Below are 14,660 nucleotides of genomic sequence, written 5' to 3'. Positions count from 1 at the left end.
ACGGGCGAAAACGCCCTGAAGTGCCCCGTTTGTTCCCGTGGCACGGTGTTCTGTCGTGTGTCGCGGGCACCCTCAGCTGCCACCCGCGACAGGTCTTCGTCGGCCGCCTCCCGGCCACAACCCGGCTCTCCTCCCGGATCGCGGCCCGCCGTCAGTCGGCGGCGTGAGCGGGCACGGGGACCTCTCCGGTCCCTCCCGGCCCGCGATCGTCTTCCTGGCTCCCCGCCCCCGCGGCTTCCTCGTCAGCGGCGTGGCCCCCCGTCGTCTCCCTCAGCTCCGCGATGGCCGCCTCGAAGTCCTCGAGCGAGTCGAACGCCCGGTAGACGGAGGCGAATCGCAGATAGGCGACGAGGTCGAGTTCCTGCAACGGGCCGAGTATGGCCAGCCCCACGTCGTGGGTGGTCAGCTCGGCGCTCCCGGTGGCCCGCACCGCCTCCTCGACCCGCTGGCCGAGCTGGGCGAGTGCGTCCTCGGTGACAGGCCGTCCCTGGCATGCCTTGCGCACGCCGTTGATGACCTTGGTCCGACTGAAAGGCTCGGTGACCCCCGACCGCTTGATCACCATGAGCGAGCACGTCTCCACGGTCGTGAAACGACGGGAGCAGTCAGGGCACTGGCGGCGCCTGCGGATCGAGGTGCCGTCGTCGGTCGTACGACTGTCGACCACGCGGCTGTCGGGGTGCCTGCAGAAGGGGCAGTGCATGATCTCCAACCCTCCTCACAGCAGACTCAAAAACCTCACTGAGCCACATGAGCCCCGCGAAGCAGCCCTAAGCATAGGCGATCGGGGAGGCGTTTCAGACCCGGGGGACCACAACTTCTGGGTTGCTGTAGCCATCCAACCACTAGATGTGGGGATTGACTCATACACCGAGACGGACTCGCGTGTCGCACGGAACCACCGTGCGACACCGGCCGCGAAACACCCGCTCAGGGACACGCGGGCGCAGAGCCGTATCGCTGTGCGGCTTGCGGAGATACCGTGAGCGCCACACGGAGGACGCGTGGGACTCCGGCACAGAAGGGACCCGGAGCCAGGACGGCCGGGTTCCGGATGACAGACTGGGATCGCCACCCACGAGGTCGGCAACCCCGGCGGTGAAGAGTACAACAATGGGCGCTTTTGCCCGCCAGGTGGCGCGTCAGCAATACACCCAGGTACGTGATCGCGTCCGGTGAACCGCACTTTTTCACTCGAACGTGTGTTTGGTGCAACCTTTCGAAAGCAACTACCGTTGTCCAGCAGGGAGACCATCGAGAGGGGCCGACGTGACCACCACCGCAGACAGTGCCACCATCACCGCCCAGGACCGCTCCCAGGGCCGAGTCGAGCCGGTACACGTGATGAACGAAGCCACGAATCCCGAGGGACACAAGCGCTCCCTGCCGGGCCGACCTCCAGGCATCCGGGCCGACAGCTCCGGACTCACCGACCGGCAGCGCCGCGTGATCGAGGTCATCCGTGACTCCGTGCAGCGACGCGGCTATCCGCCGTCGATGCGCGAGATCGGCCAGGCCGTCGGCCTCTCGAGCACGTCCTCGGTCGCGCATCAGCTGATGGCACTGGAGCGCAAGGGCTTCCTGCGCCGAGACCCTCACCGCCCGCGCGCGTACGAGGTACGGGGCTCGGACCAGGCCGTGACCATGCAGCCCACGGACACCGCCGGCAAGCCCGCCGCGTCGTACGTCCCGCTGGTCGGCCGCATCGCCGCCGGTGGCCCGATCCTCGCGGAGGAATCCGTCGAGGACGTCTTCCCCCTCCCCCGCCAGCTCGTCGGCGACGGTGAGCTCTTCGTCCTGAAGGTCGTCGGTGACTCCATGATCGAGGCCGCGATCTGCGACGGCGACTGGGTCACCGTGCGCCGTCAGCCGGTCGCCGAGAACGGCGACATCGTGGCGGCGATGCTGGACGGCGAAGCCACCGTCAAGCGTTTCAAGCGCGAGGACGGCCATGTCTGGCTCCTGCCGCACAACGCGGCCTACGAGCCGATCCCCGGCGACGACGCGACCATCCTGGGCAAGGTCGTCGCAGTGCTGCGGCGCGTGTGACGCCCGCGGCGGGCGGCCCGGTACGGCCGCCCGCTCCCTGACCGGGCCCCGGAACCCCTGCGCCGGTTCCGGGGCCCTGCTGTACGCGTTGCCGGTCCGGGCATTCCTCGCATCGGGGGGTGGCCTGACCCGCGAAGGTCAGCCCACCCCCGCGATCACTTCCCGGCCACCTCGGCCGCCGTCGCTGCCGCGTCGATCGCGGCAAGCGACTTGCGCACCTGGTTACGGTCCGTGGTGTACCAGAAGCCCGGCAGTGACGCCTTCAGGTACCCGCCGTACCGTGCCGTCGCCAAACGCTGATCCAGTACGGCCACCACGCCCCGGTCTCCCGAGGCACGGACGAGCCGGCCGGCGCCCTGAGCCATGAGCAGGGCCGCATGAGTGGCGGCCACTGCCATGAAGCCGTTGCCTCCCGCGTCCTCCACCGCCTTCTGCCGGGCACTCATCAACGGATCGTCGGGACGGGGGAACGGGATCTTGTCCATCACGACCAGCTGGCAGCTCGGTCCCGGCACGTCGACGCCCTGCCACAAGGACAGGGTGCCGAACAGACAGGTCTTCGGATCGGCTGCGAAGTTCTTGATCAGTTCGCCGAGGGTCTCCTCGCCCTGGAGCAGGATCGGGAACTCGGGAATCCTCGAGCGCAGTTCCTCGGCGGCGAGCTGCGCGGCCCGCATGGACGAGAACAGCCCGAGGGTTCGGCCGCCGGCCGCCTGGATCAGCTCGGTCAGTTCGTCGAGCATGTCGGAGCGCTCCCCGTCCCGCGCGGGGCGCGACAGATGCCGCGCGACGTAGAGGATGCCCTGCCTGCGGTAGTCGAAGGGCGAGCCGACGTCGATGCCCTTCCACTTCGGCAGGTCCTCGTCCTCCATCCCCTCCGGGCCGAGTCCCAGGGATGCCCCCACACCGTTGAAGTCACCCCCCAGTTTGAGCGTCGCAGAGGTGAGAACGACGGCGCGGTCCGAGAAGAGCTTCTCCCTCAGCAGACCCGAGACCGACATGGGGGCGATCCTGAGGGAGGCACCGAACCGGTCGTGCCGTTCGTACCAGACGACGTCCCACTCCGAGCCGTTGAGGACCCGCTCCGCCACGTCGTGCACCGTCTCCACCGAGGCCAGCGCCTGCTTGCGAACCGCGTCCTCGTCCTGCACCGACTTGTCGCGGGTCGAGCCGAGCGCGGTGATGACAGTGCGCGCGGCGTCCCGCAGGGCCATCAGGGCATAGCCGAGGTCCTCCGGGATCTCCTCCAGGCGCCCCGGAAGGGCCAGCTCCATCAGCCGCTCGAAGCCCTCGGCGGCGGTCTGGAGCTGGTCGGCGGCCTTCTCGTTGACGAGCTTGGCGGCTCGGCGCACCGCCCGGTTCACCTGGCCGGGCGTGAGCTCGCCGGTCGCGACGCCGGTGACCCGGGAGACGAGTTCATGGGCCTCGTCCACGATCAGCACCTCGTGCTGGGGCAGTACCGGCGCTCCCTCGATGGCGTCGATGGCGAGCAGCGCGTGGTTGGTGACCACGACGTCGGCGAGCTTGGCACGCTCCCGGGCCATCTCCGCGAAGCACTCGGCGCCGTAGGCGCACTTCGACGCGCCGAGGCACTCCCGCGACGACACCGACACCTGCGCCCAGGCCCGGTCCGACACACCCGGAGTCAGGTCGTCCCGGTCGCCGGTCTCGGTCTCGTCCGACCAGTCCCGCAGCCGCAGGAGGTCCTGGCCCAACTTGCTGGTGGGCGCTGCGGCCTCGAACTGGTCGAAGAGACCGTCGTCCTCGTCCTGCGGCATGCCCTCGTGCAGTCGGTGCAGACAGAGGTAGTTCGACCGGCCCTTGAGCATCGCGAACTCCGGGCGGCGGCGGAGCAGCGGGTGCAGGGCTTCGACCGTGCGCGGCAGGTCGCGCTCCACCAGTTGGCGCTGCAGTGCGAGGGTGGCCGTGGCGACGACCACCCGTTCCCCGTGCGCGAGCGCCGGCACGAGATAGCCGAGCGACTTGCCGGTGCCGGTACCGGCCTGGACCAGCAGGTGGGATCCGTCGTCGATCGCCTCGGCGACCGCTTCGGCCATGGTCACCTGGCCGGGGCGCTCCGTGCCGCCGACAGCGGAGACAGCGGCGTGCAGGAGTTCGGGGAGTGAGGGCTTCGTCATAGCCCGACCACCCTACGACCCGGCACTGACAAACGGGCGGTCGAGACGGGGAGGGAGGACGGGTTCACGGCCGGGCTCCTGGACGGTAGGGGGTGGCGGAGGGCGGAGGTCTGCGGCAGGTGCGGGCGAGAGGGCTGCACCGCGGTGGAAGCTGGGCGGCGGGCGGAGGACGGCCGGCTGCTGCGGCACAGGGCACGCCGGGGCGGAGCTCGGACGGTCGGAGGAGTACGTCGCGGTGGTTGTGCGGGCGGAACATGACCCCCGGGGTGCTCCCGTACCGCTCGAAAAATTTCTCGCGTCGAGGGAACTCGCCCGGCACACCGTTCGTACTACACGTGACGACACGGTCACGATGCGCTACAGGAGGTCGCGCAGGACCCGGTCCCGGATCATGAGGGCGGCCCGCTTGCCGGGCAGGTCGACCTCGTCCGCGAACCGGAAACCCGCGCTCAGGAACGCTGCGACGGAGGGGGTGTTGCGAAGATCGGGTTCGGCCACGACCCGCGCGCACGCGGGGCGCCGATCGAGGATCAGGTCGGCCACGGCCCGCAGCAGAGCCGAGCCCACGCCTCGTCCCCGGTCCGCCGCCTCACCGACGAGGAGGTGGATCCCGGTGTCGTGCGGTCGGGCCGGGTAGTGGCGGGCCAGCGGATCCAGGTCCGCCCGGTAGATCTCCCAGTAGCTCATCGGTGTGCCGTCCAGTACGCCGAGGCACGGCACGCTGCGTCCGTCGCCGTCGAGTTGGGCGCGCAGCTGGTCCTCCGTCCGGTTCAGGGGCCCGGCCAGCTCCCAGAATTCCGCGACGGTGGGGTCGTTCATCCAGCGATGGACGAGCGGCAGGTCGTGGTCGATACGCACTGGAACGAGGTGGAAGCAGCCGACACGAGTGACCACTGGACCCCACGTGTGGAGCTGGTCCAGGAGGTGACCGGTGCCTCCGGCGAAGAGCGCGAGGAAGTCGGCGGGCAGGCGCAGGTCCAGCGTTTCCTCGCAGTCCCCGTCGTCGTCCTCGGCGGTGAACCCCGCGAAGGGGTCACGCAGGCGGCCCATTCGGTCCGCGGTGGGGCTGGCGGCTGCCTCGTGAACAGGCGCGCCCGCGTGGGCGGGAACGCCGGGACGGGCTGGGCTGGGACCGGCGTCTGCGTTCGCGTCGGTGGGAGGCATGGTGCGCTCCTCTCAGGAGACGAGGTGGGTCATGTTCCTCGGCAGGGCGGGGAGACGGTTCCGTTCGCTCAGGAATGAAGGGGGTTGGCGATGGCGACGTAGACGGACTGGGTGTCCACCGGGCCGACGAGTTCGTCCAGGCCGTGCAGTCGGGTCAGCAGGTTGGCCTTGCAGCGCAGCGCGGGTGAGTCGAGCAGGTGCCGGGGCAGGGAGGTGCGCAGTGCTCCGGGCCCCGTGGCGACCTCGGTGAGGAAGCGGCGGAAACCCGCGAGAAGGAGCCGCTCGTCGGCGAGGCGTTGGGAGCCCAGCGCGCCGATCAGCCCCATCACGTTGTTGACGGCGAGGTAGTAGGCGAAGCGTTCGTCGGTGACCTCGTCGGAGACGAAGGTGTCGCTGCGCTCGCCGATGCCGGGCAGCCGGGAATCCAGCTCGGCCCGCCGGGACTCGCGGAAGTAGTAGCCCTGGTTGTCGCGGTAGCGGCCGCCGACGGGCCAGCCGTGGTCGTCGAGCAGGAGCAGGGTGTTCTGCTGGTGGGCTTCGAGGGCGATGCCGGCCTCGCTGTCCAGCCACAGGACGGGGCGGACGACCTGCTCCAGGTAGCGCAGGAACCACTCCGCGGCAACGGCTCCGACCGGTCGGCCGGTGCGGGCGGCGAGCCTTTCCACGATCTGGGCCAGCCGTGAACGCATGGGCCAGGCCGTCGGCCGCGCCGAGGAGTCGGCACAGCCGGGAAGGGGCCGGGGCGAGACGAGTCCGGCCACGCAGCCGACGTTGTCGGCCGGGGTGAAGGGGTTGTGTCTGATCACCACGTCCAGTCCGGGCACGGGCCGACCGTCCGGGTCGTCCACGGCGAGCCAGGCGGGGTCACGGACGATGTCGAAGCCGGGGTGCGCGGCCTGCCACTGCTCGAACAGGCCGGCGCGCAGGAGCCGGTGAACCTCGACTCCCCGATGGAGTTCCTTGCGCAGGTGCTCGCGGCGGGAGTTGGTGATGCACAGCCCCAGCGACAGCTTGAGCATCGCGGGGGCGCCGGACCGGTGGACCGTGCGTACGGAGGAGGTGGGGCACCAGGGGGTGCCCAGGGGTCCGAGGTCGCGGAGGAGACCGGAGCCGAGCAGGGCGTCGGCAGGCTCGCGATGGCGTAGCTCGCGTGCCTGCCACGGGTGCAGGGGGAGGGCGGCGTAGCCGTCGGGCAGCAGGAGGCCGGTCTCGGCGAGGCGCCGGGTGAGGTGGTCGGCCGGCACGGGACGGCCGCGTTCGGTCCAGGCCGAGTCGGTCGCGAGGAGGGAAGGGGCGACAGCCATCCAGTGCAGGGGGAAGAAGCCGCGCAACTCCGGTGAGTAGAGGCGGGTTTCTGTGTCGGTCAAACCGTCCCGGCTCTTGGGGGTCGGGTGCAGAGGGTGTCCGAGGACGAGCGCCTGCTCGGCGGAGAGGAAGAGGTCCGGGACGTCGGTGGGGTGCTCACGCCGGTCGTGCAGAAAGGTCGCGGTGCGGCGAACGGAGTCGGCCACCCTGGCCACGAGATCACCGTCGCCGCGGCCCTCCGCGGTGCCAGGTGCCTGTGTGCCGGACGTGATGCTCGGGTCGCCGGTCGTCTCCCGGGCGAGCAGCGCGGCCAGGGTGACGGCGTCGACGGTGGGGGCGGTGTCGGGGGTGTTGGCCAGGCGTGGTGGGCCGAAGCGGTGGGTGCCGGTCGGCGACCAGTAGCGGACCGGCACGAGCAGGGACGTGCCGCTGGCCGGAAGCGGCAGACAGAGGGTTCCGGCGGTGGGGGCGGCGAGGGCGGCCTCGCGGACCCAGCACCGCAGCAGGTTCTCCACGGCGGCGGCCCGGGCGGCGGTGCGAGGGTCGGGATGCTCCAGCAGATCGGCGCCCGGCTCGGTGACTCGGGTGAGATCGGCGGTGCGTCGCTTCTGCTGGGGAACCGACTCGACGAGTGGCACGGAAGAGGCCGGGGTGCCGGAGTCTCCCTGTTCGTCGGGAGCACCGGAGCTGCCGTCGGGGGTGGGGGTGGCGTTCATGACGGCTCCTCGTGACTTGCTGGGGCGGTGCTGGACTCGTGCCTCGCTCGGGCGTCCTCCCTGCGCGGGCCGCGGCCGAGGACCGGGGCGGGCGGATGGAGCGGGCGTGCACGAGAGGGCTGCGGATGTGTCATGGGTGGCCGGCTTCGGCCCGGATGTCCTTGGAGGGAGGTGACGTCGGGTGCGGAAGGCCACGAGTCCGATGGCTGGGCCGGGCGTCCCGAGCCGGTCGGTGCGGGCGTGGGTCTCAGCCCGCGCGCTGGGCAGGGCCGTGGTGTGGGCCGCGGTGGTGGCCGTGCTCCTCGTAGGCGCGGGCCACCGCGGCCACCGCGTCCGCGAGGCGGTCCAGAACGGCCACGGCCTGCTCGTCGCTGATCGTCAGCGGGGGCAGTAGCCTGACCACGGCCGAGTGCCGACCACCGAGTTCGACGATCAAGCCGCGATGGAGGCACTCCCGCTGGACGGCCACGGCGAGTTCGGGCGAGGCGGGGTGCGGGGTGCGGGCGGGTTCCAGGCCGGCGGGCACGGGGTGGTCGCGGGTGTCGGACCCGGCGCCTTCCGGGTTCACCAGCTCCACCCCGATCATCAGGCCACGCCCCCGCACTTCCCCGACACACGCGAACGTGTCGGAGAGTTCCCCGAGTTGGTCCAGCATGCGGGTGCCGAGGTCTGCGGCTCGTGCGGCGAGGCCGTTCTCCCGGACATGGGCGAGGGTCGCGGTGCCTGCGGCCATGGCGAGTTGGTTGCCTCGGAAGGTTCCCGCGTGGGCACCGGGCTGCCAGACGTCGAGATCGTCCCGGTAGACGATCACGGCCAGCGGAAGGCTGCCGCCGATGGCCTTGGACAGGACCATGACGTCCGGGGTGATGCCGCTGTGGTCGACGGCCCAGAAGGTACCCGTCCTGCCCACTCCGGTCTGGACCTCGTCGGCGATCAGCGGGATGGACCGGTCCGCGGTGAGCTGCCGCATGCGGCGCAGCCAGCCGTCCGGCGCCGGGATCACCCCGCCCTCGCCCTGGACGGGTTCGAGGATCATCCCGGCGGGGAGGGCCACGCCGGACTTGGGGTCGTCGAGGAGGGACTCCGTCCAGCGGGCGGCCAGTTCGGCGCCGCGCGGTCCGCCGACGCCGAAGGGGCAGCGGTAGTCCTGCCGATAGGGCAGGCGGGCGACCTGGACGTCGCGGGCGTCACCGGAGGCGGCCAGGGCGCCGGCGGTCATGCCGTGGTAGGCGCCGGTGAAGGCGACGATGCCGGTGCGGCCGGTGGCGGCGCGGACCAATTTGAGGGCGGCCTCGACGGCGTCGGTGCCGGCCGGCCCGCAGAACTGGACGCGGGCGCGGTCCGCGAGGCCCGGAGGGAGGGTACGGAACAGCTCGGTGATGAAGGCGTCCTTGACGGGGGTCGCCAGATCGAGGACGGAGAGCGGAGCGCCGGAGTCGAGGACCTTGCGGATGGCTTGCAGCACCACCGGATGGTTGTGTCCGAGGGCGAGTGTGCCGGCACCGGAGAGACAGTCCAGATAGCGGCGGCCGTCGGCGCCCTCGATGGTGAGCCCGCGCGCCCGGACAGGGACGATCGGCAGGGCCCGGGCATAGGTGCGGGCGGAGGATTCACGCGCCGACTGACGTCTGAGGATCCCCTCGTGCACCGCCCGCGCTTCCCCGGGCATGCCCCCGGCCATCGACTCCGTAACGGCCACGGCTCGCTTTCCTCCCCGCTGTCCACAGGCGAGTTGATCGGCGGGGACCGGGTACAGGCAGCCGGCCCCCCACCGCTACAACCCCGGAGGGTTCGACGGGTTACGGGTTCCCCCGAGATCCTTGCCGCGAAGAGGAGAAAGGGACGGTCGCCCGAGCGGCGCGCGGTCGCCGGAGTGTCGTCCGACGGCCGCATCGCACGGGTCCGTGAGACGTGGACCGTCCGGCCGGAGGGGCGGGACGGCTGCCGGGCAAGCGTGGCAGCCCGGAGGGCGATCCCGCAGGGCGGTCTCGTCACAGGACTCGCCCGCGGTGACGGCCCACCGGTGCCTGATCGTCGAATCGGGCAATTCGTGGATGACGGGCCTGGTCAGACGGCTTGTAGCCGAACCGTTGCCGTTCCGTCGGCAGTCCCCCACAGCGAGCGCATAGTGTGTGGTGCCGTTCCTAGACGGTCGTGAGACAGGCATGAACTCCCCATGGGTTCACGGCCGGTGGCACGGCCGAAGCGCCGGGTACCTTCACTCAGGGGGAGTCAGAGCATGCGATCCATACGGCCGTCGTTCACCGTTCGGCGAGGGAGTGGCCCCCGGCGGACCTCCCCCGCACTGGCGGCGGTCGCCCTCGCCTCGGCGCTGGCGCTGACCGCCACCGCCTGCAACGGCAACGACACGGCCGACGGCAAGCCGAGCGCCTCAGCGACCGCTGCCAGTGACGGCGACGGCAAGATCAAGATCCCGGACGACCTCAAGCAGAGGCTGAAGGAACACGGGATCGACGTCGACAAGTGGAAGAACGGCGCCTGGAAGAACTGGAACAAGCAGGACTGGCTGCGCGAGGCCAACGATTTCATCAACCCGATCATCAAGGGTCTGTGGGACCCCGACCGGATGCGTCACGCCAACGACCCCGACAAAGGTGTCCACGCCAACGACATCTCCGGTGACCAGGGCGTGACGGACCCGACCCCGCAGCCGGTCAAGGCCCAGGCGGTCGTGCCGCCGTACCACTCCGACGCGGCCACCTCGGGCAAGGTGTTCTTCGACTCCCCCGAGGGCCACATGGTGTGCTCGGGCACGGTCGTGGAGGACCCCGCGCACCCGGGCAAGTCCAACCTCGTCTGGACGGCGGGGCACTGTGTGCACGCCGGCAAGAACGGCGGCTGGTACCGCAACATGGCCTTCGTCCCGTCGTACAACAACTCCGGCAAGTCGGTTGCCCAGTTGCAGAACGCCAGCCGGTCCGAGATCGCGCCGTACGGCGTCTGGTGGGCCGACGGGGCGCGTACCTCGCAGCAGTGGATCGACCAGGGCGGGGAGACGGGCGGCAACGGCGCGCCGTACGACTTCGCGGTGATCCATGTGACCCCGGAGCAGGGCAACGGCGGGAAGTCGCTGGAGGAGACGGTCGGCGGGGCGCTGCCGGTGAACTTCGACGCGCCGGCGGTGCCGAAGGTCGACAGCATCACCGCGTCCGGCTATCCGGAGGCGGCTCCGTTCGACGGTCAGCTGCTCTACCAGTGCAAGGACAAGCCGGGCCGACTGTCGGTCAACCAGTCGGAGCCGACGATGTACCGGATCGGCTGCACGATGACCGCGGGGTCCTCCGGCGGTGGCTGGGTGGAGGCGGGCGCCGACGGCAAGCCGGCGCTGGTGTCCAACACCTCGATCGGCCCGGTGACGTCCGGCTGGCTCGCCGGGCCGCGCTTCGGCGACGTGGCCAAGGGTGTGTACGAGGCGGTCAGCAAGGAGTTCGCCGGGCAGTAGGAGCGGTGGACTCCGCGGTTGCGCCGTAGGGCCACTGTGCGCGGGCGGCTGACGGCCGCGTCGAGTGCTCGTGCCACGCGGTGGCGCCGCACATCGGTGCGGGACCGCGCCCCTGCCGGGTCACCTGGAAAGGCCCGCCCTCGGGGCGGGCCTTTCCGCAGCCGTGGTGGTCAGGCCGCCGAGACCGGGGTGTACGGCGCCAGGTCCGCCGCCAGTTCCTCGTGCACCCGGACCTTGAGCAGGGTGCCCTCCGCGGTGTGCTCCTCGGAGATCACCTCGCCCTCGGTGTGGGCGCGGGCGACGAGCTTGCCCTGCGTGTACGGCACGAGCACCTCGATCTCGACCGCCGGGCGCGGCAACTCGTTGTCGATCAGGGCGAGCAGGTCCTCGATGCCCCGGCCGGTGCGGGCGGAGACGGCGATGGAGCGCTTCTCTACCCTGAGCAGCCGCTGGAGCACCAGCGGGTCGGCCGCGTCCGCCTTGTTGATCACGACGATCTCGGGCACGTCGGTGGCACCGACGTCCCGGATCACCTCGCGCACGGCGGCGAGCTGCTCCTCAGGGTTCGGGTGCGAGCCGTCCACCACGTGCAGGATCAGGTCGGAGTCGCCGACCTCCTCCATGGTGGAGCGGAACGCCTCGACCAGGTGGTGCGGCAGATGGCGTACAAAACCGACGGTGTCCGCCAGCGTGTAGAGCCGGCCGCTCGGGGTCTGCGCCCGGCGGACGGTCGGGTCCAGCGTCGCGAACAGGGCGTTCTCGACCAGGACGCCGGCGCCCGTGAGACGGTTGAGCAGGGAGGACTTGCCGGCGTTGGTGTAACCCGCGATGGCGACGGACGGCACCTTGTGGCGCCGGCGCTCCTGGCGCTTGATCTCGCGGCCGGTCTTCATCTCCGCGATCTCCCGGCGCATCTTCGCCATCTTCTCGCGGATCCGCCGCCGGTCCGTCTCGATCTTGGTCTCACCGGGGCCACGCGTGGCGAGGCCGCCGCGACCGCCACCCATCTGCCGGGACAGGGACTGACCCCAGCCGCGCAGCCTGGGCAGCATGTACTGCATCTGCGCGAGGGCGACCTGCGCCTTGCCCTCCCGGGACTTGGCGTGCTGGGCGAAGATGTCCAGGATCAGGGCCGTACGGTCGATGACCTTGACCTTGACGACGTCCTCCAGCTGGATCAGCTGGCCCGGGCTCAGCTCACCGTCACAGATGACCGTGTCCGCGCCTGTCTCGAGGACGATGTCGCGCAGCTCCTGGGCCTTGCCGGAGCCGATGTAGGTGGCTGCGTCGGGCTTGTCGCGGCGCTGGATCACGCCGTCGAGCACGACCGCGCCGGCGGTCTCCGCGAGAGCCGCCAGCTCCGCGAGGGAGTTCTCCGCGTCCTGCGAGGTGCCGGTGGTCCACACCCCGACGAGCACGACGCGCTCCAGGCGGAGCTGTCGGTACTCGACCTCGGTGACGTCCTCCAGCTCGGTGGACAGGCCCACCACACGGCGCAGGGCCGCTCGCTCGGAGCGGTCGAACTGGTCGCCGTCCCGATCGCCGTCGATCTCGTGGCTCCAGGCGACGTCCTCTTCCATCAGGGCATCGGCCCGAAGGCCCTCGGGATAGGCGTGCGCGAGGCGCTTGGTGTCCTGGGAAGGGGAAGAAGAGGAGGTCATTGGATCCTTACGTCGATGGGATGCCGTTACGGCGGTGGGCGGCCGTGGGACCGCTCCTGTGTCGTCAACGTACGAGTGGCCCGGGAGATTCCCGCGTCCCGTCGCGCCCCGACCCGAAGATGGTCGCACGAGGCGGCTCGTCCCGTCACCGTGTTATCGCGCGCCCGGGGCACCTGGCACCTCGCGCCGCCGGACACGCCCGGGCCCGGCGTCCGCGGCGCCGGCGCGCCGTCAGCCGCGCGGCACGGAGACCGCACGGCACGCAGCCCGCGCTGCATCCGCTATCAGCCCGGTGTCCCGCGCGCCACGCACAGCCCGTGGCCCCGGAACGCGCGCACCTCGCAGCCCCGGCCTCACGCGCGCAGTCTCACCGTGTGCTCCCCCGCTTGTCCGCACCGCCTGCGTGAGCCGCGGCGTGGCCGCGCGCCGAGCGGCCCCTGGGGCCGGCGGCCCTGGCCGGGGCCAGCGGCTTCCAGTCGGGGTGGCCGGGCATCGGCGGGGTCTTCTCGCCGTACAGCCAGGCCGTGAAGAAGCCGCTCAGGTCGCGGCCGGAGACGGCCGAGGCCAGCCGGACGAAGTCGGCGGTACCGGCGGTGGAGTCGCGGTGCTCGCGCACCCAGACGCGCTCCAGCCGCTCGAAGGCCGGCGTGCCGATCTCCTGCCGCAGCGCGTAGAGGACCAGCGCGGCGCCGTCGTACACGCTGGGCCGGAAGATGCCGATCTTCTGGCCGGGAGCGGGCACCTTGGGCCGGGCCGGCGGGCCGCCCGCCTCACGCCAGCGGTCCGAGGCGCCGTAGGCGGCCTTCATCCGCTCCTCCATGGGCCGGTGCGCGGTCTCCTGGGCGTACAGCTCCTCGTACCAGGTGGCGTGTCCCTCGTTCAGCCAGACGTCGGACCAGGTGCGGGGGGTGACGCTGTCGCCGAACCACTGGTGGGACAGCTCGTGCACCATGACCGACTCGACGTACCACTTGGGGTAGGCGGGCTCGGTGAAGAGGTTCTTCTCGAAGAGCGAGAGGGTCTGTGTCTCCAGTTCGAACCCGGTGGAGGCCTGCGCCATGAGCAGGCCGTACGTCTCGAAGGGGAACGTCCCGACCTTGCTCTCCATCCAGGCGATCTGGGCGGGTGTCTTGGCGAGCCACGGTTCCAGGGCCTTGGCGTCGGAGCTGGGCACGACGTCACGCAGCGGCAGCCCGTGCGGTCCCTCGCGGTGCAGCACGGTGGAACGGCCGATGGACACCTGGGCGAGTTCGGTGGCCATGGGGTGCTGGGTGCGATAGGTCCAGGTGGTCGTACGGCCGACCCGGTCCACCCCCGCGGGCAGACCGTTGGCGACGACGGTGTAGCCGTTCGGGGCGGTGACGTGGAAGGTGAACATCGCCTTGTCGGACGGGTGGTCGTTGCACGGGAAGACCAGATGGGCGGCGTCGGCCTGGTTCGCCATGGCGAGGCCGTCGGAGGTGCGCACCCAGCCGCCGTCCTGACCCTTGGCGGCGACGGGATCACTGGTGTGCCGCACCGTGATCCGAGTCCGGCTGCCCTCCGTGAGGGGGCGTTCCGGGGTGACGACCAGATCCTCGCCGGCGCTGGTGAAGGACGCCGGACGCCCGTCGACCTCGACGGACCGGACGGTGCCGTGGGCGAAGTCGAGGTTGATCCGGTCCAGGTCGGCGGTGGTCCGGGCGTCGATGGTGGTGACGGCCTGGAGGGGCTTGCCGTTGCTGCCGGAATAGGTGAGGGAGACGTCGTACGACGCCACGTCGTAGCCGGGGTTGCCGAGGTACGGGTAGAGCCGGTCACCGACGCCGAGAGGCTCGGCCTGGCCCGCGGCGGCCAGGAGGCAGACGGAGACGGCGGAGGCGAGCAGGGCCGCCTTCTGGTGCCGGGAGATCCGGGGCCGCGTGCGGAGCCGAGTGGTCCTGGAGCGGGCTGTACGGGACTCGGCGGTAGGGGACGGGACGGGGCGGGCGTGGGAGCGGGCCTGGGTGTCGACGCGGAGGTTGAGCGGCATGGACCACCGCTACCAGTGCGCTTCTGCGCCACGACGGCGACGCGCGCCCGGCCCACCCGAACGGGTTCCGCCCGGAGTCCTTCTGATCCAAGCCCTGCGACCCCGGCCAACCGCCCTGCAGTCCCCGGCCGAGCGGCCTGCGGCTCCCGACCG

Annotated in this window: 9 protein-coding genes; 2 read left to right on the top strand and 7 right to left on the bottom strand. The window is 71.2% G+C overall.

The window, feature by feature from the left end; all coding sequences use genetic code 11:
- Window positions 1-151 precede the first annotated feature (151 nt).
- On the bottom strand, window positions 152-703 hold the full coding sequence (gene nrdR, locus AC5WRT_RS21250; RefSeq protein ID WP_496095059.1) for a transcriptional regulator NrdR: 552 nt from the start codon (window positions 701-703) through the stop codon (window positions 152-154).
- 566 nt (window positions 704-1,269) lie between these two features.
- Here nrdR and lexA point away from each other — a divergent pair.
- Window positions 1,270-2,049, top strand: a complete 780-nt coding sequence (gene lexA, locus AC5WRT_RS21245) for a transcriptional repressor LexA (RefSeq protein ID WP_496095060.1) — start codon at window positions 1,270-1,272, stop codon at window positions 2,047-2,049.
- A 155-nt stretch (window positions 2,050-2,204) separates the two neighbouring features.
- On the opposite strand, the gene AC5WRT_RS21240 is transcribed toward lexA, so the two are convergent.
- The 4 genes from AC5WRT_RS21240 to AC5WRT_RS21225 all read right to left on the bottom strand — a co-directional run bounded on the left by AC5WRT_RS21240 (window position 2,205) and on the right by AC5WRT_RS21225 (window position 9,053).
- A complete protein-coding gene (locus AC5WRT_RS21240) occupies window positions 2,205-4,187 on the bottom strand; it encodes an ATP-dependent DNA helicase (protein WP_496095061.1) in 1,983 nt (660 codons plus the stop codon).
- A 357-nt stretch (window positions 4,188-4,544) separates the two neighbouring features.
- Complete coding sequence (locus AC5WRT_RS21235; protein ID WP_496095062.1) at window positions 4,545-5,351, bottom strand: GNAT family N-acetyltransferase; 807 nt, start codon at window positions 5,349-5,351, stop codon at window positions 4,545-4,547.
- Between the two features lie 68 nt (window positions 5,352-5,419).
- Entirely contained in the window at window positions 5,420-7,372 is a 1,953-nt protein-coding gene (locus AC5WRT_RS21230; RefSeq protein WP_496095063.1) for an IucA/IucC family protein, read from the bottom strand.
- Between the two features lie 247 nt (window positions 7,373-7,619).
- Window positions 7,620-9,053 carry a diaminobutyrate--2-oxoglutarate transaminase family protein gene (locus tag AC5WRT_RS21225; protein WP_496100509.1) on the bottom strand — a complete coding sequence of 478 codons (1,434 nt, stop codon included), beginning with the start codon at window positions 9,051-9,053 and terminating at the stop codon, window positions 7,620-7,622.
- A gap of 558 nt (window positions 9,054-9,611) precedes the next feature.
- Here AC5WRT_RS21225 and AC5WRT_RS21220 point away from each other — a divergent pair.
- A complete protein-coding gene (locus AC5WRT_RS21220; protein WP_496095064.1) occupies window positions 9,612-10,835 on the top strand; it encodes a trypsin-like serine peptidase in 1,224 nt (407 codons plus the stop codon).
- A gap of 170 nt (window positions 10,836-11,005) precedes the next feature.
- Here AC5WRT_RS21220 and hflX read toward each other — a convergent pair whose 3' ends face one another.
- Window positions 11,006-12,496, bottom strand: a complete 1,491-nt coding sequence (hflX, locus tag AC5WRT_RS21215) for a GTPase HflX (RefSeq protein WP_496095065.1) — start codon at window positions 12,494-12,496, stop codon at window positions 11,006-11,008.
- Between the two features lie 367 nt (window positions 12,497-12,863).
- Entirely contained in the window at window positions 12,864-14,507 is a 1,644-nt protein-coding gene (locus AC5WRT_RS21210) for a M1 family metallopeptidase (RefSeq protein ID WP_496100502.1), read from the bottom strand.
- Between the last annotated feature and the right edge of the window lie 153 nt (window positions 14,508-14,660).

It is taken from the genome of Streptomyces sp. NTD91 (assembly GCF_059510455.1).
The sequence above is the reverse complement of the archived record's forward strand: the minus strand, read 5'-3'. Positions and strand labels throughout refer to the sequence as shown.